General features: G+C 54.0%; 26 protein-coding genes. 19 read left to right on the top strand and 7 right to left on the bottom strand.

Going from position 1 to position 25129, the window contains the following annotated elements:
* The first annotated feature begins 120 nt into the window (after window positions 1–120).
* Together secD and secF are read left to right on the top strand one after the other, a co-directional pair.
* A complete protein-coding gene (gene secD / locus K7H08_RS03900) occupies window positions 121–1974 on the top strand; it encodes a protein translocase subunit SecD (protein ID WP_038481482.1) in 1854 nt (617 codons plus the stop codon).
* 78 nt (window positions 1975–2052) lie between these two features.
* A complete protein-coding gene (secF, locus tag K7H08_RS03895; RefSeq protein ID WP_038481479.1) occupies window positions 2053–2979 on the top strand; it encodes a protein translocase subunit SecF in 927 nt (308 codons plus the stop codon).
* 115 nt (window positions 2980–3094) lie between these two features.
* On the opposite strand, the gene K7H08_RS03890 is transcribed toward secF, so the two are convergent.
* On the bottom strand, window positions 3095–3889 hold the full coding sequence (locus tag K7H08_RS03890; RefSeq protein ID WP_038481476.1) for an inositol monophosphatase family protein: 795 nt from the start codon (window positions 3887–3889) through the stop codon (window positions 3095–3097).
* Between the two features lie 142 nt (window positions 3890–4031).
* Between K7H08_RS03890 and trmJ the strand changes: the two genes are divergently transcribed.
* From trmJ to K7H08_RS03815, 15 genes are all read left to right on the top strand, one after another.
* A complete protein-coding gene (gene trmJ, locus K7H08_RS03885; RefSeq protein ID WP_120385748.1) occupies window positions 4032–4775 on the top strand; it encodes a tRNA (cytosine(32)/uridine(32)-2'-O)-methyltransferase TrmJ in 744 nt (247 codons plus the stop codon).
* Window positions 4776–4948: 173 nt separating this feature from the next.
* On the top strand, window positions 4949–5902 hold the full coding sequence (gene cysE / locus K7H08_RS03880) for a serine O-acetyltransferase (protein WP_198348623.1): 954 nt from the start codon (window positions 4949–4951) through the stop codon (window positions 5900–5902).
* 76 nt (window positions 5903–5978) lie between these two features.
* Window positions 5979–6446 carry a Fe-S cluster assembly transcriptional regulator IscR gene (iscR, locus tag K7H08_RS03875; RefSeq protein ID WP_038481467.1) on the top strand — a complete coding sequence of 156 codons (468 nt, stop codon included), beginning with the start codon at window positions 5979–5981 and terminating at the stop codon, window positions 6444–6446.
* A gap of 31 nt (window positions 6447–6477) precedes the next feature.
* Entirely contained in the window at window positions 6478–7644 is a 1167-nt protein-coding gene (locus K7H08_RS03870) for an aminotransferase class V-fold PLP-dependent enzyme (protein WP_231657259.1), read from the top strand.
* 56 nt (window positions 7645–7700) lie between these two features.
* Window positions 7701–8027 (top strand): HesB/IscA family protein, encoded by a 327-nt coding sequence (locus K7H08_RS03865; RefSeq protein ID WP_038481461.1) that lies wholly within the window; start codon window positions 7701–7703, stop codon window positions 8025–8027.
* A gap of 165 nt (window positions 8028–8192) precedes the next feature.
* Window positions 8193–8618, top strand: a complete 426-nt coding sequence (ndk, locus tag K7H08_RS03860) for a nucleoside-diphosphate kinase (protein WP_038481458.1) — start codon at window positions 8193–8195, stop codon at window positions 8616–8618.
* Window positions 8619–8703: 85 nt separating this feature from the next.
* Window positions 8704–9888, top strand: a complete 1185-nt coding sequence (rlmN, locus tag K7H08_RS03855; RefSeq protein ID WP_231657258.1) for a 23S rRNA (adenine(2503)-C(2))-methyltransferase RlmN — start codon at window positions 8704–8706, stop codon at window positions 9886–9888.
* A 130-nt stretch (window positions 9889–10018) separates the two neighbouring features.
* The gene (gene pilW / locus K7H08_RS03850; protein WP_038481452.1) at window positions 10019–10753 is read left to right on the top strand and encodes a type IV pilus biogenesis/stability protein PilW; all 735 of its coding nucleotides are present in this window, start codon (window positions 10019–10021) and stop codon (window positions 10751–10753) included.
* Window positions 10754–10792: 39 nt separating this feature from the next.
* The gene (locus tag K7H08_RS03845) at window positions 10793–11791 is read left to right on the top strand and encodes a RodZ domain-containing protein (RefSeq protein ID WP_231657257.1); all 999 of its coding nucleotides are present in this window, start codon (window positions 10793–10795) and stop codon (window positions 11789–11791) included.
* Window positions 11792–11799: 8 nt separating this feature from the next.
* Window positions 11800–12915 (top strand): flavodoxin-dependent (E)-4-hydroxy-3-methylbut-2-enyl-diphosphate synthase, encoded by a 1116-nt coding sequence (gene ispG, locus K7H08_RS03840; RefSeq protein WP_231657256.1) that lies wholly within the window; start codon window positions 11800–11802, stop codon window positions 12913–12915.
* A gap of 87 nt (window positions 12916–13002) precedes the next feature.
* A complete protein-coding gene (hisS, locus tag K7H08_RS03835) occupies window positions 13003–14298 on the top strand; it encodes a histidine--tRNA ligase (protein WP_231657255.1) in 1296 nt (431 codons plus the stop codon).
* Between the two features lie 77 nt (window positions 14299–14375).
* On the top strand, window positions 14376–15035 hold the full coding sequence (locus tag K7H08_RS03830) for a YfgM family protein (protein WP_231657254.1): 660 nt from the start codon (window positions 14376–14378) through the stop codon (window positions 15033–15035).
* On the top strand, window positions 15032–16216 hold the full coding sequence (gene bamB / locus K7H08_RS03825) for an outer membrane protein assembly factor BamB (protein ID WP_442908336.1): 1185 nt from the start codon (window positions 15032–15034) through the stop codon (window positions 16214–16216). Before K7H08_RS03830 ends, bamB begins: the two co-directional genes overlap by 4 nt.
* A complete protein-coding gene (der, locus tag K7H08_RS03820; RefSeq protein ID WP_038481432.1) occupies window positions 16213–17616 on the top strand; it encodes a ribosome biogenesis GTPase Der in 1404 nt (467 codons plus the stop codon). The genes bamB and der overlap by 4 nt, the downstream gene beginning before the upstream one ends.
* A gap of 188 nt (window positions 17617–17804) precedes the next feature.
* Window positions 17805–18419: a hypothetical protein gene (locus tag K7H08_RS03815; protein WP_120385752.1), complete on the top strand. Its 615-nt coding sequence runs from the start codon at window positions 17805–17807 to the stop codon at window positions 18417–18419.
* Here K7H08_RS03815 and K7H08_RS03810 read toward each other — a convergent pair.
* The gene (locus tag K7H08_RS03810) at window positions 18416–19294 is read right to left on the bottom strand and encodes an ATP-binding protein (protein WP_038481426.1); all 879 of its coding nucleotides are present in this window, start codon (window positions 19292–19294) and stop codon (window positions 18416–18418) included. The genes K7H08_RS03815 and K7H08_RS03810 overlap by 4 nt on opposite strands.
* A gap of 97 nt (window positions 19295–19391) precedes the next feature.
* Here K7H08_RS03810 and K7H08_RS03805 point away from each other — a divergent pair, with 97 nt between their 5' ends.
* Together K7H08_RS03805 and K7H08_RS03800 are read left to right on the top strand one after the other, a co-directional pair.
* Window positions 19392–20195: a M48 family metallopeptidase gene (locus K7H08_RS03805; protein WP_038481423.1), complete on the top strand. Its 804-nt coding sequence runs from the start codon at window positions 19392–19394 to the stop codon at window positions 20193–20195.
* Window positions 20196–20217: 22 nt separating this feature from the next.
* Window positions 20218–20475: a hypothetical protein gene (locus K7H08_RS03800; RefSeq protein ID WP_038481419.1), complete on the top strand. Its 258-nt coding sequence runs from the start codon at window positions 20218–20220 to the stop codon at window positions 20473–20475.
* An 81-nt stretch (window positions 20476–20556) separates the two neighbouring features.
* Here the strand turns inward: K7H08_RS03800 and aroE are convergent, their stop codons facing one another.
* The 5 genes from aroE to K7H08_RS03775 all read right to left on the bottom strand — a co-directional run bounded on the left by aroE (window position 20557) and on the right by K7H08_RS03775 (window position 25051).
* Entirely contained in the window at window positions 20557–21384 is an 828-nt protein-coding gene (aroE, locus tag K7H08_RS03795; protein ID WP_231657253.1) for a shikimate dehydrogenase, read from the bottom strand.
* Between the two features lie 9 nt (window positions 21385–21393).
* The gene (hemF, locus tag K7H08_RS03790; RefSeq protein ID WP_038481413.1) at window positions 21394–22326 is read right to left on the bottom strand and encodes an oxygen-dependent coproporphyrinogen oxidase; all 933 of its coding nucleotides are present in this window, start codon (window positions 22324–22326) and stop codon (window positions 21394–21396) included.
* A gap of 73 nt (window positions 22327–22399) precedes the next feature.
* Window positions 22400–22957, bottom strand: coding sequence for an L-threonylcarbamoyladenylate synthase (locus tag K7H08_RS03785; protein ID WP_231657252.1), 558 nt, complete (start codon window positions 22955–22957; stop codon window positions 22400–22402).
* Window positions 22958–23038: 81 nt separating this feature from the next.
* Window positions 23039–24160 carry a DNA-processing protein DprA gene (gene dprA, locus K7H08_RS03780; protein ID WP_038481408.1) on the bottom strand — a complete coding sequence of 374 codons (1122 nt, stop codon included), beginning with the start codon at window positions 24158–24160 and terminating at the stop codon, window positions 23039–23041.
* Window positions 24161–24187: 27 nt separating this feature from the next.
* On the bottom strand, window positions 24188–25051 hold the full coding sequence (locus K7H08_RS03775; protein WP_442908335.1) for a peptidoglycan-binding protein: 864 nt from the start codon (window positions 25049–25051) through the stop codon (window positions 24188–24190).
* Between the last annotated feature and the right edge of the window lie 78 nt (window positions 25052–25129).

The following is a 25129-nucleotide window of genomic DNA, read 5'->3' as shown; positions in this document are numbered from 1 at the left end:
CCTGCCGATCCAGTGCCAGCCACCCCGGCAGGGGTGACATGGTAGCCACGATGGTGAACTTTGCTGTGCGCGGTCTGTCCGTGCACAGCAATTCCGTTTGTAATTGAAGGCAGGGCTTGCATGCTCAACCGTTACCCCCTGTGGAAGTATCTGCTGATACTGGTCGTCCTGGTGGTTGGCCTTATCTATTCGCTTCCCAATTTATTCCCCGCAGATCCCGCCATCCAGGTTAGCGATGCCCAGGGCGACTCGCTGGATGAACGGCAAATATCCCGCGTTGAAGAAGCGCTCATTGATAGCGATATCGGCATTAAAGCCATTGAAGAAACGAATGGCCAATGGCTGATTCGCCTTCAGAGTGATGATGATCAGCTAGACGCCCGCGATATTGCCGCAGATGTATTGGGTAGTGACGCGACTGTCGCACTCAACCTCGCTGACGCCACCCCTGGTTGGCTGCAAGCCTTTTCCGCATCTCCCATGACACTGGGCCTCGATTTACGTGGAGGCGTGCACTTCTTACTCGAAGTAGATATGGATGCCGCCCTTACCCAGCGCTTGGAAGTGAATGCCAGCGCCATGCGTGAACTGCTACGTGGGGAGCGCATTCGCTATCGCAATACCACCATCGACGAGCGTTCACTTTCAATCGGCTTTGGCAGTGCAGAAGACCGCGATACTGCCCGGCGCTTGATTAGCCGCGACTTCCCTAATTTTGAATACAGCAATGAAGGCGATGGTCGTGCTTCCAACCTAGTCATGACGCTCAGCGACCAAACGGTCAACGAGATTCAGGACTATGCGATCAATCAAAACTTAACCACGCTACGCAACCGCGTAAACGAGCTGGGCGTCGCTGAGCCGATGGTTCAACGCCAAGGGCCTAGTCAAATCGTTGTTGAACTGCCCGGCGTTCAAGATACCGTGGCTGCAAAGCGCATTGTGGGTGCAACGGCAAACCTAGAGTTTCGCCTGGAAGCTCGCAACGACACGCCTGACACGGAAACCGAACGTCTAGAATTCCGTAACGACCCAGCACGCTCGGCAGAGCTGATGCGCGATGTCATTATTACCGGTGATAGCGTATCCAGTGCCAGCAATAGCTTTGATGAAAATGGTCGCCCACAGGTCAACATTAACTTGGACGGCACCGGCGGCACGTTAATGAACCGCGCCACGCGAACCAACATCGGTCGCAATATGGCGGTATTGTTCATTGAACATAAAAGCGAAGATCGCGTAGAAATCGACCCCGAAACGGGCGAAGAAACGATTATTCGCGAGCCCTACGTCGAACGCGGCTTGATCAGCCTTGCCACCATCCAAAGCGCACTGGGCAATAGCTTCCGCATTACCGGCTTAGACTCACCGACTGAAGCTGCTGAGCTTGCCCTTCTGCTCCGCTCTGGTTCACTGGCCGCCCCTATCTACTTTGTCCAGGAACGTACTATTGGACCAAGCCTGGGTGCCGAAAACATTGAGCGTGGCCTGCTATCGGTACAAATCGGCTTGTTACTGGTCGTGCTGTTTATGCTGGTGCGCTACAAAGTGTTTGGGGTATTTGCCAACATCGCCCTAGCGCTAAACCTAACGCTGCTCGTCGCGGTTATGTCGATGCTGGGCGCTACGTTAACACTACCAGGCATTGCCGGGATTGTGCTGACGCTAGGCATGGCAGTTGATGCCAACGTGCTGATATTCGAGCGTATACGTGAAGAATTGCGCAACGGCATGTCGATTCAGCAAGCAATCCATGCGGGCTACGAGCGCGCTTTCACTTCTATCGTGGATGCCAACATCACCACGCTGCTGGTAGCGGTGATTCTGTTCTCGATCGGTACCGGCCCAGTGAAAGGGTTTGCCGTTACGCTCTCCATTGGCATTTTGACATCCATGTTCACGGCACTACTGGTAACGCGCGCCATGGTCAACCTGACCTATGGCAGCAAGCCCGTCAAAAAGCTGTGGATTTAAACACATGGATCTAAATGGCATAGATTTGAAAAGCATGGATCTGAACCACGTGCTTAGCCCAGAATTTAAGAGGTGGTAATGAAACCCCTATCACAACTGCGAATCGACTTTATGGGGCGGCGCAACCTTGCGTTTATCGTCTCTGCCTTGATGCTAATCATCTCGATTGGCGCGATTATTTTTCAGCAGCTAAATCTCGGACTGGACTTCACCGGCGGCACCCTGGTGGAAGTGCGCTACGGCGCAGTCCCTTCCTTAGACGCGATTCGCCAATTGCTCGAAGACAGTGGTTTCCAAGACGTGTCGGTGCAAACGTTTGGCGCATCAACAGAAATACTTATCCGCATTCAACAGGCGTTCGATGCGGATGTCGGTAACGACGTTGTCAGTCTGCTACGTGCCAATGGCGATAGCGTTAATCTTGTGCGGGCCGAGTTTGTCGGTGCACAGGTAGGCGACCAACTTCGCGACCAAAGCGGCTTAGGCCTTCTAGTGGCATTGGGCGTGGTGATGCTTTACGTTGCCTTCCGCTTTCAATACAAGTTTGCTCTTGGTGCCCTGCTAGCCTTGCTGCACGATGTCATCATTGTTGTTGGCGTCTTCGCGCTGTTCAAGTTGGAGTTCGATCTAACGGTTCTGGCAGCGATTTTGGCCGTTATCGGCTACTCGCTAAACGATACGATTGTTGTCTATGACCGTATCCGCGAGACTATTCGAACATCGCGTATTGATGATATGCCGCAAATCTTCAACGAAGCGATCAATGCCACCCTGTCCCGCACGCTCGCCACCTCTGGTACTACGGTGCTGGTATTGCTGGCGCTGCTGCTATTAGGCGGCGACATGATCGAGAACTTCGCTATTGCGCTGTTAATTGGCATCGTGGTGGGTACGTTCTCATCAATTTATATCTCAGGTGCGTTACTGATTCCGCTCAAGCTTTCACGGGAAGACCTTATCCCCACCAAGAAAGAGACGGATGAAGAGGAAGAAGAGCTGCCGTAAACAGCCGCTCTATCGCGCCGACACGTTGATTGGCGCGTAAAAAAAGCCCCGCTGGCGAAAAAACCAGCGGGGCTTTTTAATTACATCATTTAATAACTACATCGCTTTTTAACGCTTAAAAATGCGGTGCCAATTGTTTAATCAAGGCTTTGTACAGACGCGGACCAGCGGCCATCAGTTGACCTTCAGCGTTCACTGTCGGCTTGCCGTCAGGCGTGCCCATCAACGCACCGGCCTCTTTCAGCAATAGCGTTCCCACCTGCATATCCTGCTCTTCAAGACCCAGAACAAAGACACTGTCCACACGCCCACAGGCAAGCTCGCAAATATCCAGCAGGCCGCTGCCAGATGCCAACATGGCTTCCACTTGGGGGGCTAATTGCTGAGTAATGGTCAGGTAAGCTGGCAAATGACTGGGGCGCAACCAGGTTTCTGGCAGGCTCATCGCTATCCGCGTACCGCTAATGGCGGTAGGTTTGCTTACACGCATGCGCTTATCGTTGTGCTGAGCACCGCGGCCGCGGCTGGCGATATACTCATCGTCAGAAAACGGACAGATAATTACCGCGTGTTCGGGGCGATCTTTGACGAGACACACCACTGAGAGAGCAAAGCCCTTACCTGCCACCGCTAAATTGGAATAGCCGTGCATTGGTTCAATTTTCCAGACGATATCAGCGCCTTCGCCTTCACCCGCTTTATGAGGCGTATAGCGGCCACTGAAGCCGTGCAGGGGATACCCACGCTGCAGTTGCTGAACAATGGTGGCCTCTGCTTTGCGAGCGGTGTCTTCTAGCAAGCGGTCGAGGTTAAATTCATCGTGAGCATTTTCAATGCGTTCACGAACACGTAAAAAGTGTTCAACAGCGCCACGCGCAGCGCGCAGCGTAAATTGGACCATAGGATTCATGATCGGGCCTTGTCACAGTGATGTTAAAGAACGGAGGCAGTGGCAGGACTGCTTTGGCGGGCAATTCTAACAGAGCCCCCTCGGGCATGCTATCGACTCATGCTAAACTGCGCGTTTTCCGTACTTGACTACCGAGCCCATTATGCTTGAGCGCATCCGTATTGTTCTTATTGGCACTAGCCATCCTGGTAATATTGGCGGCGTCGCCCGCGCCATGCACAACATGGGCTTAGCAGATTTAGCCCTGGTGGCGCCGCGCTGTGAAGTGATTACCCAAGACAGCATTTCCCGCGCCTCGGGAGCCGACCACCTGCTTCATCAGGCAAAAGTCCACGCCTCTCTTGAAGACGCCGTTGCTGACTGCACGCTTGCCGTGGGCGCTAGCGCTCGTTCGCGCACGCTGCCCTGGCCAATGATTTCCCCACGCGAGCTAGCAGAGCGCTTGCCCAGCGAATGCCAGCCCGACAATGCACGTGTCGCGCTGGTGTTTGGCCGCGAGGACAGCGGCTTAACCAATGCCGAGCTGCAGCGTTGCCATGCCCACGTGCATATTCCCACCAATGCAGATTTCAGCTCGCTAAACCTGGCCGCTGCCGTTCAGGTGATTGCCTATGAGTGCCGTATGGCATGGCTAACCCAACAGGATAGCGCCACCGCTGAAGAGACGGATGATGCGCTGGCTACCCATGCCGAACTAGAGCGCTACTTTGAGCATTTGGAGCGCACGCTGATAGCCATTGAGTTTCATGACCCCGCACAGCCGCGCCAACTGATGGCGAGATTGCGTCGCCTGTACCTACGTGCTCGTCCTGAAAAAATGGAGATGAATATTCTGCGTGGCATTCTTTCGGCAACCGAAAAAGCGACAGACAAACATCGTCCATAGCGCTGACCACCGCTGCGGCCTGGGCAACCGAAGCTTGAAGTCGCATCGGTGCGCCCCAACATCGTTTTTTTAAGCGCTGCATTGCACTAACTATCTATATTCCAAGCACCATATTCCAAGCACCATATCTCAAGAACTTATGATTGCCGCCCTTTAACGCCCAAGGATCACCCATGTTTCAACGCCTGCGTGAAGACATTAATAGCGTATTCGACCGCGACCCAGCGGCACGTAACTCTCTTGAGGTGCTGACCAACTATCCCGGCCTGCACGCCCTGCTGCTTCACCGCTGCAGCCACTGGCTATGGAAGAAAAATTTTAAATGGTTGGCGCGAACGCTATCGACGTTTTCCCGCTGGCTGACCGGCATTGAGATTCACCCAGGCGCCACTATTGGCCGCCGTTTCTTTATTGATCACGGCATGGGCGTAGTGATTGGTGAAACAGCGTTAGTCGGCGATAACGTAACCCTTTATCAAGGCGTTACCTTAGGCGGCACCAGTTGGAATAAGGGCAAGCGTCACCCTACGTTAGAAGATGGCGTTATTGTTGGCGCTGGCGCTAAGATTCTTGGCCCGTTCACTGTAGGCGCGGGGGCTAAAATTGGCTCTAATGCCGTGGTCACCAAAGAAGTGCCATCCGGCGCTACGGTGGTGGGCATTCCTGGCAAAATCGTTAAACGCGCCGACCCCGATGTCGAGGAAGCATTAGATGTCGACCCGGCTCGCCGCGAAGCAATTTGCCAAAAATTTGGCTTCGATGCTTATGGTGTAAGCCAGGATATGCCCGACCCTGTGGCACGCTCGATGCAGGCGATGCTTGATCACATGCACGCCGTAGATGAACGCATTGAGCGTATGTGCTCGACACTGCGTCAATTGGATGCCAGCTATCGCGACGGCCAACTCCCGGCTCTGCGCGATGAAGATTTCGCCGACATTCTTGATGAAAATGACACAGGCTGCCCAGGGGTTGGCAAACACAGTTCCGAGCCAAAAGCCAACGCCGAGGCGACCGAGACAGCAGCCGCCAGTACGCAGCAAACCGCTCCTGATTCAACGGCTAACTCGCCATCTGATGCAGCGGCTGATTCAACCTCTGACTCAACGACATCGCGCAATAGTTGACCAAAGCACTCAGGATTTCCATAATGGCGTTACATTTGCCGTAAGTGCGCTGAGGTTCAGCGTCGAGGTGCCTGTCATGCGCTTGACCACTAAAGGCCGTTACGCCGTTACCGCCATGCTCGATTTGGCGATAAATACTCCCCAAGGCCCGACCAGCTTGGGGGATATTTCTCAGCGTCAGGAAATTTCGCTCTCTTATCTTGAGCAACTATTTGCACGCCTGCGCCGAGCGGGTCTAGTTAGCAGCGTGCGTGGTCCTGGTGGCGGCTATTTGCTGGCTAAACCAGCCGAAGACATCAGCGTTTCCCAAGTGATTGATGCCGTTAATGAGACCGTGGATGCAACACGCTGCCAAGGGCTTTCAGACTGCCAACAAGGCGACACCTGCCTAACCCACCACCTGTGGTGTGATCTATCAGGGCAGATTCGTAACTTCCTTGATGACACCAGCCTTGCACAACTGATGCAGCGCCCCGATGTTATACGCATTGCCTCTCGGCAAAAGCAGCGCGTAGAAGCTGGCATTCTCGCCTCATCCCCTTAACGGCTTTCACTGCACGTTGGACTCTATGACGATGACCTCCTCCCCTTCGCTGCCGATTTATTTGGACTATGCCGCGACCACGCCGGTCGATACCCGTGTGGCCGACGTCATGCAGCGCTATTTAACCGTTGATCAGCTGTTCGCCAATCCTGCCTCGCGCAGCCACATGCTGGGCTGGCAGGCGGAACAGGTGGTAGAGCAGGCTCGCCGTCAAGTCGCCGATACGATTAACGCAGACCCACGTGAGGTGGTTTGGACCAGCGGTGCCACTGAGGCCAACAATCTAGCGTTGATCGGCTATATGCGCGCCAATCGTGAGCGCGGTATGCATCTGGTAACGTCCACCATTGAGCACAAAGCGATAGTGGATACTGCCAGCGCCCTGGAAAGCGAAGGTTTTGAAGTGACGTGGCTCACGCCTGGGCGAGACGGGCGCACCACGCCAGAACAACTGCGCGCTGCCATGCGAGACGACACGACACTCGTGTCATTAATGGCGGTCAATAACGAATTGGGTAGCATTAATGATATTGCCGCGCTGGCAGAGGTTGCCCATGAGTTCGGGGCTGTTTTTCACACCGATGCGGCCCAAGCTGTAGGACGCATTCCGTTAGATGTGGTGGCGCAACAAATTGATCTAATGTCGCTGTCTGGGCATAAAGTTTATGGCCCCAAAGGCGTTGGTGCGCTTTACGTCAAACGCCATCCAGATATACGCATAGAAGCACTTATCCATGGTGGCGGCCACGAGCGGGGCATGCGCTCTGGCACACTTCCGACCCATCAAATTGCCGGCATGGGTGAAGCGTTTGCGCTAATGCAACACCATCACCAGGAAGATCAAGCCCATATCGCCCAGCTACACGCGCGCTTCCTAAAAGGGCTAGAAGATGTTGATGACGTCTTCGCCAACTCTCCGCTGGAAAATGCCGTTCCCAATATTTTAAACCTAGCATTTAAAGGGGTAGACGGTGAATCTCTATTGATGGCGCTGCGCGATGTTGCTGTGTCAACTGGGTCTGCTTGTAACTCTGCTAGCGTTGATCCTTCCTACGTTTTATTGGGAATCGGCACACCGCGCGCCCTTGCACTCTCATCGCTACGTTTTAGTTTTGGGCGTTTCACCACTGACGCCGACATTGATCATGCGCTGACACTACTGCGCCACGCGTTGAGCGGACTACGCTCAACGCGTTAAACGGCTGATGCCACTGTTGGCAATCAGCCTACCGACTTCTTGAAGGAGGACGCCCGATGGCAACTCTCAACATTACCCCCGCTGCTGCTCAGCAAATCCGTCACGTTCTCGATGAGCGTGGCCAGGGGCTTGGGCTGCGCGTTTCTGTAAAACCTAGCGGCTGCTCAGGCTATAGTTACGTACTCGACTTTGCCGATGACGTAAGTGATGACGAAATTCGCTTTGAAGAGCACGGCGCCAGCGTGTATATCGCGCCAGACGCGCTAGAAATACTCAACGGCAGTGAAGTGGACTATGTAAGCGAAGGGCTGAATCGCTTTTTCCGCTTCAACAATCCCAACGTTAAAGATGAGTGTGGCTGTGGCGAAAGCTTCACGGTCTAAACGTTTAGCGCTGCATCACCGGTATTCATCACCCCCTTGAGGCGCTATAATCGCGGCCACTCGGCAATCGGTAATGCACAGCAGCCCTGCCGACTCTTTTTTCCTGCGCCGCCTCGGCTTTCCGGGGCGGCACTTCTGCTTTATGCCTCTTAAGGAGATTCCACCATGGCAATTGAACGTACTCTTTCTATTATCAAGCCTGATGCCGTTGCTAAAAACGCGATTGGCGACATCATTTCTCGCTTTGAAAAAGCAGGCTTGAAAGTTGTTGCTGCGAAGATGGTTCATCTTTCTGAAGAAAAAGCAGGCGGTTTCTACGCCGAACATAAAGAGCGTCCTTTCTTTAAAGACCTGGTTGGCTTCATGACCTCTGGTCCGGTTGTTGTGCAGGTACTGGAAGGCGAAGGCGCTATCGCTAAAAACCGTGACCTGATGGGTGCTACTAACCCGAAAGAAGCGGCACCCGGCACTATCCGCGCTGACTTTGCGGAAACAATCGACGCAAACGCTGTCCATGGTTCTGATTCTCCGGAAAGCGCTGAGCGCGAAATTAGCTACTTCTTCGGTAACGACGAAATTTGCCCGCGCTAAACCAAGCGTGCCGCCGATTCAACATCCGTTGCCGGCCATTTTCGCGGGGGCTATGCCCCCGCCTTTTCTCTGAACGCTGACCGCCATGACCACTACCGTAGCTCAACATACGCCTACCTCTATCTCCTCGACCAAAAGCGAACCTGCCGCCACTAACGCGCCAGAGCGCCAGAACCTGCTGGGCATGTCTCGCGAGCAGATGGAGGACTTCTTTTTGTCGATTGGCGAAAAGAAGTTTCGCGCTGCCCAGCTAATGAAGTGGATTCACCAGGAAGGTAGCGATGACTTTGCTGCCATGACGAATCTATCCAAACCGCTGCGAGAAAAACTGGCTCGGCTGGCTGAGATTCGTGGCCCTGGCGTCGTCTATGAAGGCACTTCCAGCGACGGCACACGCAAGTGGGTCCTGGAAGTAGAAGATGGCAGCTATGTGGAAACGGTGCTGATTCCTGCGGAAAACGGCAAACGCCGAACGCTATGCGTCTCTTCACAGGTAGGCTGCTCGTTAGACTGCAGTTTTTGCTCAACGGGCAAACAAGGCTTCCAGCGCAACCTGACCGCTGCCGAAATCATCGGCCAGGTTTGGGTCGCCCAGCGTAGCGTAGGCCCGCGCCGCGATACCGCTAATCGTCCGGTGACTAACGTAGTCATGATGGGCATGGGTGAGCCGCTGCTCAACTTTGATAACGTCGTGCCAGCAATGAAGCTGATGCTCGACGACAATGGCTATGGACTTTCCAAACGCCGCGTCACGCTTTCCACATCCGGCGTTGTGCCGATGATAGATAAGCTTGGCGATGAGATCGACGTGAGTTTAGCCATTTCGTTGCACGCTTCTACTGATGAGCTACGCAACGAGCTGGTACCGATTAACCGTAAATATAATATCCGCGCGCTTCTGGATGCCTGCCACCGTTATCTATCCAAATGCCCGGATAACCGTCAGGTGACTATCGAATATACGCTCATTAGAGATGTGAATGATCAGCAGGAGCATGCTGAGCAACTGGCGGCGCTGTTAAAAGAGCTACCCTGTAAAATCAACCTGATACCGTTCAACCCGTTCCCTAATTCAGGCTACGAAAAGCCCTCTCGTAACCAAGTGATGCGCTTTCAGCAATGGCTATACGATCTGGGTTATAACGCTACCGTACGCATTACGCGGGGCGATGATATCGACGCTGCTTGTGGCCAACTGGTAGGAAAGGTGAAAGACCGCACTAAGCGAAGTGCACGCTATATTCAGTCCGTACAGCTTGACGCAGACTAAACCGTTGTTATCTTGACTTCCATCGAGCGCGGCGCTTTGATGGACACATTTTCAAACCGCCACATACGCAAATGTTGTCACATAACAACGCGTCAAATCACTGCAAAATGGTTGTTATAAGAGGGTGTACATGATCAGTCACCGCTGGCGCTTTTACCCACCCCGGGTTCACATGCTGTGCGTGCTAGTAAGCAGCATGTTGTTAGCTGGCTGTGCCACGTCAGGCAGCACGTCTTCTCAGGCTGACGATGACGCTGCAGACGCTTACACCCAACTAGGAGTTGCTTACCTAGAACGCGACAACCTAACCCGTGCGCTCAGCGCGCTTGATCGTGCGCTTGAAATTAATCCACGCAATGCCGAGGCACTTCAGGCGCTTGCGCTGGTCTATCAACAGCAGAGTGAAAATGAGCTTGCAAATCACTATTTTCAGCAAGCGATTAACACAGCACCTTCTTTGACACGTGCGCGTAATAATTACGCGGCGTTTTTATATCAGCAGGGGCAGTTCAACGCCGCTTGCGAACAGTTAGAAATAGCATCTCACGATGCCCAATATGCCAATCGTGCCCAGCTATTTACTAACCTAGGGCAGTGCTATTTGGCAGCCGATGACATTGATGAAGCGCGCAAACGCTTATTGCGCGCAGTGAGCATTGATCCACGTAGCCTGCGTGGATATTTATTATTAGCCGAACTTGAAGTTTCACAGGGCAATTATGGTCAAGCCTGGGAGCCGCTGCAGCGCTACTTGCAGCTGGCCGGGCAAGATCCAGTCGCGTTGGAAATGGCGATCGATATCGCCCACGCCCGTGGTGATCACGCTGCGGCTGCGAACTACCAGCGCTTATTGAATATTGACTAACGGTGCCCTGACCACCTAATTATTGAAGGATGCTCAGCTATGAGCGATACACAATCACACGATAATGTTACGACCTCTAGCCCAACTGCAACACCTGGCGAGCTTCTCTCACGCCAACGCGAAGCACTCGGCGTACCGCTTACCGATGCCGCACGGGCGCTTAATTTACGCCCAGCGGTTGTCGACGGTTTAGAACAAGATAACTACGAAGAAATCCCTGTTGCCGCTTATCGCCGGGGCTATTTACGTGCTTATGCAAAATACCTGGGCATGGATGATCGTCTAGTACTTGAGGCCTACCAAGCTAACCATGGGAGTACAGAGACAGATCGTCGGGTGGCTCCAGTGTCAGTCACCCGGCCACCATCCCGTATTGGCGCTTGGTTATTTAAGCTAGTCACCCTGCTAGTGATTGTTGCCTTGATTGCCGTCACGGTCATGTGGTGGCAAAGCCGTGGCGGCAGCGAACCCCCCAGCATGGGAAGTAACCCTTCTGTAGAAGATGAGGGTGGTTCCACGGGTACGCCAGCCGACAATGCAACACCGACTGAACAAACGCTGGTTGCCACACCTCAGCTTCCGAGCACCGCAACAGCACAACAAACCGGCACAGCCGAGGGAGTCGATGAGGGAGCGGCTAACGCCGCAACGGCTGCCATTGAGTCGGCATCTGAGTCGTCTACGTCTTCCGAAGGGGCAGAAGCTGCTGAGCTCACCTCTGCAGATACAGCTGAACAAGCGGACTCCGCCACTGACAGTGAAGACAACACAGCTGAAACAGCGCCCGCAACAAACCCAAACCTGCTTGAACTTACGTTTAATGAGCAGTCGTGGACTGAGATTTTTGATGCCAATAACCAGCGAGTGTTCGTTGGTCTGCAAACGCCTGGCACCACAGCAAGTGTTGAGGGCGAACCGCCTTTTCGTTTAACTATCGGCAATGCCACCGGCGTAGAGCTGCGCTATGAAGGCGAGGCCGTTAACCTTGTCCAGCGCGCCGGTGCCAATAATGTTGCCCGCTTTACCCTGGGAGAGTGACCCGTCTTATGCACGCCCCTTCTCCGATTAAACGCCGCTTCTCGCGTCAAATTCACGTTGGCAATGTGGCTGTAGGTGGTGATGCACCTATTGCCGTTCAGAGCATGACCAACACAAATACGCTGGACGTCGATGCCACCGTGGCACAAATTCAGCAGTTAGAAAAAGCGGGAGCCGATATTGTCCGCGTTTCGGTACCCGATATGGACGCCGCTGAAAGTTTTGGCAAAATTAAGCAGCGTGTCGATGTCCCACTGGTGGCAGACATTCATTTTGACTACAGAATTGCCCTGCGTGTCGCCGAACTAGGTGTCGACTGCTTGCGTATTAACCCAGGTAACATTGGCCGCGAAGATCGCGTACGTGCGGTTGTTAATGCTGCCCGCGATAACGGCATACCGATTCGTATTGGCGTCAATGCCGGGTCGCTGGAAAAAGACCTACAGAAAAAGTATGGCGAGCCCACTCCCGCAGCGTTAGTGGAGTCGGCCATGCGCCATATTGATTACCTGGATCGTCTTGATTTCCAGGAATTTAAAGTCAGCGTCAAAGCCTCAGATGTGTTTATGGCGGTAGCAGCGTACCGCGACCTGGCTACCCGTATCGAGCAGCCACTCCATCTAGGCATTACCGAAGCCGGCGGCCTGCGCTCTGGTACGGTGAAGTCATCGATTGGCCTTGGCATGCTGCTAATGGATGGCATTGGCGACACGATTCGCGTATCGCTCGCCGCCGATCCGGTAGAAGAAATTAAAGTCGGCTTTGACATGCTTAAAAGCCTGCGACTGCGAGCCAAAGGCATTAATTTTATTGCCTGCCCCAGCTGCTCACGGCAGAATTTTGATGTTATCAGCACCATGAACCAGCTAGAAGAGCGGCTTGAAGACGTCATGACCCCGCTGGACGTATCGGTGATTGGTTGCGTCGTTAATGGCCCAGGTGAAGCGAAAGAAACCGATATTGGCCTAACCGGCGGCTCCCCTGCCAACTTGGTGTACATCGATGGCAAACCTGCTAGCAAGCTGCGTAATGACCACTTGGTGGATGACCTTGAAAAGCTGATCCGTGAGAAAGTACGCCAAAAACAGCAGCAAGAAGACGACATGATTGCGCGCAGCGTTTAAAAAAGCCGAGCAAGTGATACCCAACCTGGAGGCGGGCATAACCTTTTTCCCCGTCCCCAGCGTTGTCTCCCATACAAGGAGTTTTCATTGAGCAAGTCCGCCGCAAAAAAAATTCAAGCTATCCGTGGTATGAATGATTTATTGCCCAGCGAAAGCCCCCGCTGGCAATTTTTTGAAGCCAAGGTGCGTCAGCTGATGCATCGCTATGGCTTTGATGAAATCCGTACGCCCATTGTTGAACAAACGGCGCTATTTGCTCGCTCTATTGGTGAAGTCACCGATATTGTCGAAAAAGAGATGTACACGTTCGACGACCGCAACGGCGACAGCCTGACGCTGCGGCCCGAAGGTACAGCTAGCTGTGTACGGGCAGCGATGGAACATGGTTTGCTGCATAACCAAACGCAACGGTTGTGGTATCAGGGCCCGATGTTCCGCCACGAGCGTCCGCAAAAAGGCCGCTATCGTCAATTTCATCAGGTAGGCGTAGAAACGTACGGCTTTGATGGACCGGATATCGATGCGGAAGTCATTCTGCTTTCAGCGCGTCTATGGCAAGAGCTGGGCTTACTGGAGCATGTGACGCTAGAGCTTAACTCTCTAGGCTCCACAGAGGCGCGCGCGGCCTATCGCGATAAACTCGTCGCTTATTTTGATCAGCATCACGACATCCTTGATGATGACTCTAAGCGTCGCCTCACCAGCAACCCTCTGCGCATTTTGGATTCCAAGAATCCAGCGATGGCGGAAATGCTCAACGGTGCGCCGCAGTTGATGGATCATTTGGACGATGAGTCGCGGACACATTTTGAACAACTCAAAGCAATGCTGGATGCAGCAGGCATCGACTACGTTGTTAACCCGCGCTTGGTACGCGGTCTTGATTACTACTGCCGTACGGTATTTGAGTGGACGACCACGGCCCTAGGCAGCCAAGGCACGGTATGTGCAGGCGGCCGCTACGATGGCCTGGTCGAACAACTAGGCGGAAAGCCCACGCCAGCCGTTGGTTTTGCCATGGGTATCGAGCGCTTAATATTGCTGCTGGAAACATTAGACCTGATTCCAGAAGAAGCGCTAGGTGGCTGCGATGTGTATCTGCTCCCCATGGATGACAACGCTACTATTGTCGCCCTCACCCTGGCTGAAAAACTACGTAGTGAGCTGCCAACCCTTAGGCTGCAGTTGCACTGTGGTGGCGGTAGTTTTAAAAGCCGTATGAAAAAAGCGGACAAAAGCAACGCACCTGTTGCAGTCTTATTGGGCGAAGATGAGCTAGCAGAGCAAGCCGTAACGCTTAAGTTCCTGCGTGATGATCGCGAACAGTTGCGCGTGTCTCAGGCTGAGCTCACCGCGACACTGCAAAACCTAGTGCCCCACTAACCTTACTGCCTACTCTATTGGCAGACGAACACTCGCCAGCCGCCCTTGCGGCTGAGCTAAAGAACAGGAGGCCGCCCGTGGCGGAGCTGAGAAGCGAAGAAGAACAGCTAGAGGTAATTAAACGCTGGTGGAAAGAGAACGGAACCTCTCTCATAGCAGGGGCTGTTCTTGCTGCGGCGGGTGTGTTTGGCTGGAATGCATGGCAAAACTATCAAGAAGGCCAAGCAGAAGCCGCCTCCGTGCGCTATCAGCAACTCGTCAACATGACCGCTGGTAACACCTTGGCAGATGATCAGTTAGCCAATGCCCGTGAGCTCATTGATGAAATCACCAGTGACCATGGCAAGACTCTCTACGCAGAGTTAGCACAGTTGCTGGAAGCACGTTTAGCCGTTCAACAGGGTGACCTTGATGCAGCAAAAAGTGCGCTTGAGAACGTGGCTAGCAACTCCTCTCGCCGCTATGTGCAAAGTCTTGCATGGCTGAGATTAGCGCGCATTGAGATTGCAAACGACAATCCACAAGCAGCCCTGAGTTTGTTAGATGAGTCGATTACCGATGCTCTGGCAGCTCAACAGGCCAACGTGCGCGGCGACGCTTACGCTGCGCTAGACCAAACAGAACAAGCGAGAGACGCTTGGCAAACTGCGCTAGAACTGGCTCAAACCCAGAATCAGCCGCTTTACGGCGTACAGTTCAAGCTTGACGATCTCGGCGTCGAAGAGGTGACACAATGATCATGACCAGTCTTCCCAAATCGCTATTTTCAAAGCCGTCTGTGCGCATTACCGTCGGAGCCGTGGCACTCGCCTTGCTAGCAGGCTGTGCCAGTAAAGGCGAACCGGCTTACACGCCTAAAGAGCTGCGTAGTTTTACAGAAACCTCCTCGCTTGATGGCGTATGGAGCAAAAACGTAGGCGACGGTCTTGGTCGTGCCCGTTACCCCATTGCTCCGGCTCGTGAAGGCGATACCGTATTTGCTGCGGATGCCAATGGATTGGTCGCCGCCTTTAACGCCAATAACGGCAATCGCGAGTGGGAAATAGAGCTGGATACGCCTATTTCAAGCGCGCTTAACGCTATTGCAGGTCAGGTTTATTTAGGCACTCGTAACGGAGAAGTTATTTCCCTGGATCAGCGCGACGGTAGTGTCAATTGGCGCTCACGGGTTTCCAGTGAAGTGCTGGCAGCACCTCAAGCGAATCAACAGCTACTACTTGTGCAGAGCGTTGACGGCCAAATCACCGCACTCGACCGCGTCACTGGCGAGGAGCGTTGGGTATATGCCAGCTCACAACCTTCGCTCACCCTTCGTGGTACCGGCACGCCAATGGTCATTGATCCTGTAAGCTTTGTTGGCTTTGCTAACGGACGACTAGCAACATTAGACAACCGCAATGGTCAACCACTGTGGGAGTTACAAATTGCTACTCCCCGCGGACGTAGCGACGTCGACAGGTTGGTTGATCTTGCCGGTCAGCCGGTAGTAACGCCTGATGGCCGACTTTTCGTTACTAGCTATAACGGTAGCGTCGTAGCGTTGGAAGCAACCCGCGGTGGCGTTCTATGGGAAAGCAACTTATCTAGCCGCCATACCCCTATTTTGGTAGGTAACATTCTGCTAGTGGTCACTGATGATAGCCACGTCGTTGGCCTGAATGCCGACAACGGACAGGAATTGTGGCGTAACGATGACTTGGAAGACCGCCGGTTAACAGCACCTGCGTTTGCAGATGGCCGCGTGGTCGTCGGTGACTTCGAAGGCTACGTTCATCTACTTGATGCCCGCGAAGGCACGTTAGTAGGCCGTACGCGCGTGCACAAATCTGGCATCAGCGTGCGTCCTGCCACTGAAGGCAGCACCATTCATGTCCAGGCCAATAATGGTCGCCTGGAAACCCTGGAAGTAACTCCATGACACCCGTCATTGCTTTAGTCGGTCGGCCCAATGTGGGCAAATCGACGTTGTTTAACCGCCTAACCCGCTCACGCGATGCGCTCGTAGCGGACTTTCCTGGCCTTACCCGAGACCGTAAATACGGGAACGGAATGCTAGGCGGCAAAGCGTATACGGTGATTGATACCGGCGGCATCAGCGGTGACGAAGAAGGGATTGATGCGGCAATGGCCGAGCAGTCCCTGGCAGCCATTGATGAAGCCGATATTGTACTGTTTCTAGTAGACGCGCGCGCAGGGCTTAACGTGGCTGATGAAGCCATTGCGAACCATCTGCGCGTTAATCAGAAAAAAACCTGGCTAGTGGTCAACAAAACCGATGGTTTGGAAGAGCATTCGGCCATGGCCGACTTCTGGACCTTAGGTCTTGGCGACCCATGGCCGATTGCTGCCGCCCATGGCCGCAATGTCTCACTGCTCATTGACACAGTGCTGGAGCCGTTTCCCGAGCGCGATCCCAGCATTCCTGGGGATACCGGCACCAAAGGCATTCGTATCGGTGTTATTGGCCGTCCCAACGTGGGCAAATCCACATTGGTTAATCGGCTGTTGGGCGAAGAGCGCGTTGTTGTATTCGATGAGGCGGGCACTACCCGCGATGCGATTGAAATTCCGTTCGAGCGTCGTGGTAAGCCCTACGTATTGGTTGATACTGCGGGTATTCGGCGGCGTAAGAACGTTCGCGAGATTGCTGAAAAGTTTTCTATTATCAAAACCCTGGATGCTATCAAAGAGTGTCACGTCGCCGTGATGGTACTCGATGCACGCAGCGGTTTAGTTGAGCAAGATCTCCACCTGCTAGATTACGTGCTAACCACTGGCCGCGCGTTAGTACTGGCCATCAATAAGTGGGACGGACTGGAAAGCGAAGCGAAAGAGAAAATGCGCGCAGAAATTAAGCGCCGCCTGGGCTTTGCTGAGTATGCCGAGATGCATTTTATCTCCGCCCTACACGGCACCGCTGTGGGTGATCTTTATCCTTCGATCGAACGAGCTTTCAATGCCGCGAACGCTCACTGGTCGACCAACCGATTGACCACGCTGCTTCAAGATGCGGTCAGCCAGCACCCGCCGCCCATGGTTAACGGCCGGCGTATCAAACTGCGCATGGCACACCAAGGTGGTAGCAACCCACCTATCATCGTAGTGCATGGCAATCAGACTGAATCACTGCCGGAAGCCTATCGCCGCTATCTAACCAACACCTTCCGCAAAGTGTTGAAGGTTCGCGGTACGCCAATGCGCTTTGAGTTCCGTTCGGGTAGCAATCCGTTTGACCACATGGCAGGGGCAAGCGATAAAGAGAAAGCCAAAAAACGCGAGCTCAACCGTACTAAAGAAGCACGTAAAAGCCGCCGCTAATGCTAGCTCATTAATCTACCAAACGCCTGCTGACCCTCATCAGCAGGCGTTTTGGTTGATGGCCCCCATTATCGAGTAAATCTGCTTGACAGCTACCCGCACGAGCCCTCAAATAGCCGCGTTTTTCGGCAATCGCCACTCTGACATTTTGCACCTCTGAACCTTTGCCCTTCTTAGGAGGGATATTAATGCACTACGCAATTAAACGCGGGCGCGGTTTGCTCTTGCTGCTGATGACAAGCTTGCTAGCAGGTTGCCTTGCCCTGCCCCAAACAGGCTTATTTGCCTTTCGCTTGGCGGTAACATCGCTGGGCATTGAAGAGGTGCGTATTGGCCCTTATAACGTGCAAGCAGGGCTTGATACTAGCGACCTGACAAGTTTGCTTGCGTCTAGTCTTGGCGCTGGCAGCTTGCCCGTTCAGGCCACCTTAGCGATGGGCCTTGGTTTACCTACCGGTATGCCCGCTGTTGAGATGTCAGGTTTCCGTTGGATGCTCGATATGCCGGGGGTCGATCCAGTGCAAGGCCAATATCAAGAGGATGTAACGCTAACATCAGGGGAAGACTCAACGTTACGTCTACCGGTAGCGTTTGACATCCTGACGACCGACACTCAGCGTATGATGCCAATGCTAGAACTCGCCAGTCAGTTAGCCACCCAGGGCTCACTACCGCCTGGCAGTGAGCTTGCTATCACGCCAGGAGACCTGCGTGGACTGGGTATGACATTACCTGCAGGGCTTTTAACGCCGACCATTCGCCTGAACGTAGGCGCCGACGGCCAGTTAACGCCTGTGCGTTAAGCCTGACGACTTCCTTCATGAAGCCGTTTGCGGCCCACCCACTGGGCTGCAAACTGCCAAGCCGTTCGGCCACTGCGCCCTCCTCTTAGCGTTGCAAAGCGAACCGCTTCTGCCCGTGCGGCATCACTCCAATCCTGCTTATCACCTATACGAGCTACCCAATGCTCACAGACCTCTAAGTAAGTCGCTTGGCTGAAAGGATGAAAACCTAACCATAAGCCGAAGCGATCCGACAATGAGATCTTTTCCTCAACAGCGTCACCGTGATGCAGCTCTTCACCCACAAGACGCGTACCGCTATTGTCGTCCATGGATTCCGGCAGTAAATGGCGGCGGTTAGAAGTGGCATACAACAAGACGTTTTCCGGCGGCCCCGTTAAGGCGCCGTCTAAGACGCTTTTTAGCGCCTTGTAAGCATCATCATTACCTTCAAACGAAAGATCGTCGCAATACACCACGAAACGATGCGGCGTATCGCGCAGCTGTTCTACCAATATCGGCAGACTACCTAAATCGTGGCGATCCACTTGAATCAAGCGCAGCCCATCATTCGCCAACGAGTTAAGCAGCGCACGAATCACCGATGACTTTCCGCTGCCACGTGATCCCCATAGCAAACCATGGTTGGCGGGTAGCCCCTGCAAAAATGCACGGGTGTTATCGACTAACGCTAATTTTTGACGCTCGATACCTAACAGGTCATCCAGTGTCATCGTGTCGCGCGGTGGCACGGGAACCAATCGCCCACCTAACGGATGACGCTGCCAAATAGCCGCCACATGCTTGTCCCAATCTACCTGGATCGGTGCAGGCGGCAACCAATGTTCTACGTGGTCCAGCAACCGCGTTAAGCGTTGGCTCAATTCAGCATCCATGATTGTCCTCAGAGTGCGTTATGATATGAGTTGATTTACCACTGACAGTGGTTATCTTGTGTGCAAAGATCCCTACTCGTCTATAAGGAAACCGCTTATGCGCTGGCTTCGCCCCCTGGCTGTTGCTGCACTGTGTGCTTCTGTCGCAGCATGCTCCACGTCACCTACCGGTCGCTCTCAGTTGCTGCTGCTTTCAGATGATCAGCTTAATCAAATGGGCCAGCAAGCCTTTGCGCAGTATCAACAAGATATTCCCACCGCAGGTCAGGCAAGCCACCGCTATGTACAGTGCATCGCGGATGCCATTGTAGAAGTATTGCCAGCCGAACAGCGTAATCTTGATTGGCAAATCCGTGTCTTTGAATCTGAACAGCCCAACGCCTTTGCTCTGCCCGGTGGCTACATGGGTGTAAATACGGGCATGCTTGATATCGCCACCAATCAAAACCAGCTTGCCTCGGTTGTCGGCCACGAAATTGGTCACGTCATTGCGAATCATGCCAACGAACGCGCCTCAACAAAAAGCGCAACGTCACTTGGTTTATCGGTGCTTGCCAGCACCTCAGGCATGCAAACCCCGGGAGGCCAACAATTGATGGGGGTGCTGGGGATGGGAGCGGAATACGGAATTGCGCTGCCATTCTCACGTCGCCATGAAAGTGAAGCCGACGTTATCGGTCTCCAGTTGATGGCTCAGGCAGGTTTTGACCCACGGGAAAGCGTTACCGTTTGGGAAAATATGCAGGCGGCCTCCGGCGGTGGCGCCCCACCCGCCTGGATGTCGACGCACCCAAGTGAAGGCCAGCGTATCGAAGGGCTTCAAGCCAGCATGAATAACGCCATGGCAAGCTACGAACAGGCGCGTAATAGCGGCCGCACTCCCAACTGCCCACGCCCCTAGGCACCTTAATATTGAGGTTTGAATGATTCGACTTGGTTTATTGCTGCTTGTCTTACCGATTTTAGTGTTACTCGGCGTCTATTTCTGGGAACTTGGTGACGTACGCGCTTGCCAGCTCGACGGGGGGCATTGGGACTACCTGACAAATGCGTGTCGTGACACGCCGCAGCCCTTTGTATCGTGGCTCGAGCGCTCACCGCTGCTGGTCAACGGCGGCATGCTGGTCTCTGTGGTTGGTCTTGTTATGTGCATGATTGGCTTTTACACCAAATCTCGCTAAACACGAGAGAACACAACCAGCATTAACCGAAAAAGGCAGCCGCAAGGGCTGCCTTTTCTTTGTTGAGCACTCGAAAGCTAGCTAGTCACTGGCAACGTTCAACGATTGCCTTAACAGTGTACGCACCGGGGCTGTTTCGGGCCGCACGTTACGCCATAAAAAGAAAGATTCGGCGGCTTGCTCGACCAGCATACCCAGGCCATCGAGCAACTTGGCGCCGCGTGGCCCTGCCCACTGCAAAAACACCGTGGGTTCTGAGCCATACATCATGTCGTAGGCCCAAGCACCCTGGTTAAATAGGTTATCCGGCAACGGCGGCAAATCACCCGTAAGACTGGCACTAGTGCCATTGATCACCAAATCAAACTGGCCTTCTAACGTCTCAAACCCACCGCCATGAAGGGTGCCTAAGTCGGCAAATGCGTCTGCTAATTGGACGGCTTTTTCCGCCGTTCGATTGACGATAACAACGTCACGAGGTTGCTCGGCAAGTAGCGGTTCAAGCACGCCACGCACCGCACCACCTGCACCGATCACCAGCACGCGTTTATCCTTAATGGGTACGTGATGGTATCCAAGGTCACGCACCAGCCCAATACCGTCAGTGGTATCACCGTAGGTACGGCCATTGCCGCCGACAATTAGTGTATTCACTGCCTGAGCACGCTTGGCACGGTGGCTCAGGGTATCGCACAGCGCAAAGGCATCGCCTTTGAACGGTACGGTCACGTTCGCTCCACGGCCTCCTGTTGTCACAAACTCTCGCCAGGCACTGACAAAACCTTCCACCGGTGCAAGTTCGGCGGTATAGGTCATAGGTTGCTGAGTTTGGTTAGCAAACTCTTCGTGAATTAATGGCGACTTAGAGTGCTTAATCGGGTTTCCAAAGACACAGTAACGGTCGGTCATACAGGCTCCTTACACTTTACCCAACTGGGTGGCTTCGGCTAGCCAATCGCGTGGCACCAAGTACTCGTGCAATTTAGCCTCTCGGCTGCCCTCGGGTGGTGTAAATGCGTACTCCCAACGGGCTAGCGGCGGCATCGACATCAAGATGGATTCGGTGCGCCCGCCGCTTTGCAAGCCAAACAGAGTGCCCCTATCCCACACTAAGTTAAATTCCACATAGCGGCCGCGGCGATAAAGCTGAAAGTCACGCTCTTTTTCACCCCAGGCATCACCCTTACGGCGCTCTACAATCGGTACATAGGCGTCCAGAAAGCTATCGCCCACCGCGCGCTGAAAAGCAAAACAGTCGTCGAAACTGCCTTCATTTAAATCATCGAAAAACAGTCCACCAACACCACGCGTCTCGTCGCGATGCTTAAGATAGAAGTACTCATCGCACCACGCTTTGTAGCGCGGATAGACCTCTTCGCCAAATGGCACGCAGGCAGCCTGGGCAACCCGATGCCAGTGCACAACATCTTCAAACACTGGGTAGTAAGGCGTTAGATCAAAGCCGCCACCAAACCACCATACCGGCGCTTCACCCTGTTTTTCAGCGATAAAAAAGCGCACGTTTCCGTGACTTGTCGGCACGTTAGGATTTTCAGGATGGAGCACCCAGGAAACACCCACCGCATGAAAGCTGCGTCCGGCTAGCTCTGGTCGTGCCGCCGTCGCCGAGGGGGGCAACTGAGCCCCGTAAACATGCGAGAAATTCACACCGCCTTTCTCAAAAACAGCGCCTTCTTCGATGACCCTTGAACGTCCGCCGCCGCCTTCTTCACGCTGCCAGCTATCTTCTTTAAATGTCGCTTTTCCATCAGCAGCGGCAAGCCCGGCGCACAACCGCTCCTGCAGATCCAGAAGGTAATGTTTAACGTCGTCTAGGTGCTCGTGAGCCACAGTAACTCCAAAGAGGTCGAGGATAAGTGTGATTGGTAAGTAGTCAACGGCAGAGACAGCTCAAGGCGCTTCGCTATGAACGCATGACTTTGCCCGTCACCAAGTCTTTGATGGTGCTGGGTTTTGCGTTACCCCCAAGCTCACCCGCGACAATCGCGGCGACTTCCTCACCGAAAATGGCCGCGACTTCGTCAGCGCTCATGGCGGGTGGGTCGCCCGCGCGATTAGCGGAGGTAGAGACTAGCGGGCCACCAAAGGCCTCACAGAGCGCCTTCATCAGCGGATGGTCGGTCACCCGTAGAGCCACACTCTGATGGGCACCGCGCACTAACCCATGACTACGGCCATTGTCAGGCACTAGCCAAGTATTAGGGCCAGGCCAGCTGGCCGCTAAGGGCGCATGCAGTGCAACTGGCAGTTGGTTTAGCCAAGGCTGAAATTGCTGAATATTCGCAGCAACAAGAATCACCCCTTTGGCGGGATCACGCTCTTTCATACGCATCAAATGCGCCAGCGCTTCATCGTTATCTGGGTCACAGCTCAGCCCCCAGACTGCTTCGGTGGGGCAGGCGATAACGCCCCCCTCTTTTAATGCTCGTACCGCTTCTTTAACCTCAACAGCCGATTTCATAGATGCTCCTCGTTACAAACGCGGCCCCTCATCACCTGAGATTGATACATCTTCAGTAGATGAAAAACGGTTACTTACATCCTACCATGGCCGCGTCAAACGCACCCAGCCGCCCGCTTGCTGCGCTACTTTGCCATCAAGTTCCAGCATCAATAACCGTTGTTGGCATTCACTGACCGTAAGGCCCGCGCTCTGAACCAATATATCAATTGGCGTTGGCGTTGCGCCCAGCGCGCTTAGTACATTGTCCTTGGGCTCATCGTCCTCGATTGGCAAATCAAGGCTTGCGTTGTCAGTGATAGCACGTGGACCGGTTGGCATATAGCGTTCAGCCCAGTGCTGCAACTCTTCTAAAATATCGTCCACATGACGCACCAGCGTCGCACCGCTACGTAATAACTGCAGGCAACCACGAGCCTGCACGTTATGTAGCGACCCGGGCAGTGCAAACAGCTCACGGTCTTGCTCAAGGGCTAATCGTGCGCTTACCAATGAGCCGCTCTTCTCAGTCGCTTCGACCACTAACGTGCCTAATGAAAGACCGGTCACAATTCGGTTCCGTCGAGGAAAGAAGGCTGGCCGAGCAACGGTTCCCGGCGGATGCTCGGATAATAACAAGCCTCCTGGCACGCTACTTAGCTGTTCATGTAAATCACGGTGACGGGGCGGATAAATAACATCAACGCCACAGCCAAGCACCGCAATCGACTGCCCTCCTGCCGCTAACGCTGCGCGCTGTGCAATCCCATCAACCCCGAGAGCCATGCCGCTGACAATGCACCAGCCGTGATTAGCAAGCTCTCTGGCAAACGCCTGAGCATTACCGCTTCCCTCAGAAGTGGGACGCCGAGTGCCCACCATGGCCAGTTTTGGGCCATCTAGTGCGCTAAGATCACCTTGTGCCCACAGCACCACAGGTGGGTCCGGCAATTGATCGAGCAACTCAGGCCATGCGGGATGATTGCGATGGAGCAAATGGCGATTAGGCGCGGCCTCTAGCCATGCGAAGGTATGGTCGACTGCCTGCTGCAACGGGCTTCGCTCTGGCTGCGCTAGCCAAAGTCGCAGCGCACTCGCGGCATTACTGGGTAGCCCAGCAAGCCAGCCATGGGGCCATTGCGGCTGTTTGGCGGCCAGCGCTGCGGTGCGAAGCGCCCCCATGCTCGGTAGCTCATTCACCACTAGCCACTCCTTGGCATCCATACCTATCCCCTGTTAGTTGTGTGGTGTTTAGCGTATCGGCGTGTGTACCCGGTCTCCAACCGCTAAAACGTTCGATGCCTGCATCACCAACGCATAGCTCATCAGGCTATACGGCTTTACCACCATGACTCTTCCCGCCTCAGTGGCGGGTAGTTGCAGCAGCTCCTGGCTACGCGGGTCATTAACAAGTTCGCCCTGCTGGCCAACATGTAATACATGACCGGGCTGCAAGCCATCCTGAGTACCAATATCCAGTGCCACTATTTGTAAGCGTCCAATAAAGCGCACTCCGCCAGGTACCGCAATAATCTGGCCAGCGACATCGTTCAACGGTAAACGAGGCTGAAAGCTATTTTCTGACGACTGAGATTCAAACAACGGGGCGTCAAGCGGCAGCAAAATATCGTTATTACGCACTTCCTGGTAAGCACTGAGGACTTCTAAGCGGGCAATCTCTCCCTCTCTGCTGAGCTGGCGCGCTTCGCCAATATTGATTAACTCCGTACCCAACGGGATACCCTCAGCGGAAACATAACGCTCGCCCGGACGATAAATACCTAAACGCACTCTGGACGGCAGTACGCCGCGCGCATACAGCGTATCGCCTGCGCCACTCATCAAGCGTTGATTCTCACCGCCGACAACGTAGGCCAGTTCCCGGGTAGGCGCGTCCGGCTCTGCAACTCGGTGCGCTCGCAAAAACGCCCGGATCGTTTCCATCGGAAGCGGCGCCATTGCCTGTTGCTGAGGAACGGCGCGCATTTGGGGAGAAAGCTTTACCACCCGCTGCGGAGATTCCCACGCCAATGCGGCGGTCGTCATAAGCGTCAAACATACCAACGACACGCTATAATAAAGAAACCTTTTCGCCACTGCCCTTTTCACCACCATCCTGTTCTCTCTTGTCAGTTATGGGTGAAGCCGTTGAGGGGAGCTGCATGGCGTTGTACGTGCCCAGGAACGCTTACA

The organism is Halomonas sp. IOP_6, from assembly GCF_021151565.1.
Taxonomy (GTDB): domain Bacteria; phylum Pseudomonadota; class Gammaproteobacteria; order Pseudomonadales; family Halomonadaceae; genus Vreelandella; species Vreelandella alkaliphila.
The sequence above is the reverse complement of the archived record's forward strand: the minus strand, read 5'-3'. Positions and strand labels throughout refer to the sequence as shown.

Excerpts from the sequence above, each read along its gene's own strand:
- secD (WP_038481482.1), top strand. The coding sequence starts at position 121 with ATGCTCAACCGTTACCCCCTGTGGAAGTATCTGCTGATACTGGTCGTC.
- secF (WP_038481479.1), top strand. The coding sequence starts at position 2,053 with ATGAAACCCCTATCACAACTGCGAATCGACTTTATGGGGCGGCGCAAC.
- K7H08_RS03890 (WP_038481476.1), bottom strand. The coding sequence starts at position 3,889 with ATGAATCCTATGGTCCAATTTACGCTGCGCGCTGCGCGTGGCGCTGTT.
- trmJ (WP_120385748.1), top strand. The coding sequence starts at position 4,032 with ATGCTTGAGCGCATCCGTATTGTTCTTATTGGCACTAGCCATCCTGGT.
- cysE (WP_198348623.1), top strand. The coding sequence starts at position 4,949 with ATGTTTCAACGCCTGCGTGAAGACATTAATAGCGTATTCGACCGCGAC.
- iscR (WP_038481467.1), top strand. The coding sequence starts at position 5,979 with ATGCGCTTGACCACTAAAGGCCGTTACGCCGTTACCGCCATGCTCGAT.
- K7H08_RS03870 (WP_231657259.1), top strand. The coding sequence starts at position 6,478 with ATGACCTCCTCCCCTTCGCTGCCGATTTATTTGGACTATGCCGCGACC.
- K7H08_RS03865 (WP_038481461.1), top strand. The coding sequence starts at position 7,701 with ATGGCAACTCTCAACATTACCCCCGCTGCTGCTCAGCAAATCCGTCAC.
- ndk (WP_038481458.1), top strand. The coding sequence starts at position 8,193 with ATGGCAATTGAACGTACTCTTTCTATTATCAAGCCTGATGCCGTTGCT.
- rlmN (WP_231657258.1), top strand. The coding sequence starts at position 8,704 with ATGACCACTACCGTAGCTCAACATACGCCTACCTCTATCTCCTCGACC.
- pilW (WP_038481452.1), top strand. The coding sequence starts at position 10,019 with ATGATCAGTCACCGCTGGCGCTTTTACCCACCCCGGGTTCACATGCTG.
- K7H08_RS03845 (WP_231657257.1), top strand. The coding sequence starts at position 10,793 with ATGAGCGATACACAATCACACGATAATGTTACGACCTCTAGCCCAACT.
- ispG (WP_231657256.1), top strand. The coding sequence starts at position 11,800 with ATGCACGCCCCTTCTCCGATTAAACGCCGCTTCTCGCGTCAAATTCAC.
- bamB (WP_442908336.1), top strand. The coding sequence starts at position 15,032 with ATGATCATGACCAGTCTTCCCAAATCGCTATTTTCAAAGCCGTCTGTG.
- der (WP_038481432.1), top strand. The coding sequence starts at position 16,213 with ATGACACCCGTCATTGCTTTAGTCGGTCGGCCCAATGTGGGCAAATCG.
- K7H08_RS03815 (WP_120385752.1), top strand. The coding sequence starts at position 17,805 with ATGCACTACGCAATTAAACGCGGGCGCGGTTTGCTCTTGCTGCTGATG.
- K7H08_RS03810 (WP_038481426.1), bottom strand. The coding sequence starts at position 19,294 with ATGGATGCTGAATTGAGCCAACGCTTAACGCGGTTGCTGGACCACGTA.
- K7H08_RS03805 (WP_038481423.1), top strand. The coding sequence starts at position 19,392 with ATGCGCTGGCTTCGCCCCCTGGCTGTTGCTGCACTGTGTGCTTCTGTC.
- K7H08_RS03800 (WP_038481419.1), top strand. The coding sequence starts at position 20,218 with ATGATTCGACTTGGTTTATTGCTGCTTGTCTTACCGATTTTAGTGTTA.
- aroE (WP_231657253.1), bottom strand. The coding sequence starts at position 21,384 with ATGACCGACCGTTACTGTGTCTTTGGAAACCCGATTAAGCACTCTAAG.
- K7H08_RS03785 (WP_231657252.1), bottom strand. The coding sequence starts at position 22,957 with ATGAAATCGGCTGTTGAGGTTAAAGAAGCGGTACGAGCATTAAAAGAG.
- dprA (WP_038481408.1), bottom strand. The coding sequence starts at position 24,160 with ATGGATGCCAAGGAGTGGCTAGTGGTGAATGAGCTACCGAGCATGGGG.
- K7H08_RS03775 (WP_442908335.1), bottom strand. The coding sequence starts at position 25,051 with ATGGTGGTGAAAAGGGCAGTGGCGAAAAGGTTTCTTTATTATAGCGTG.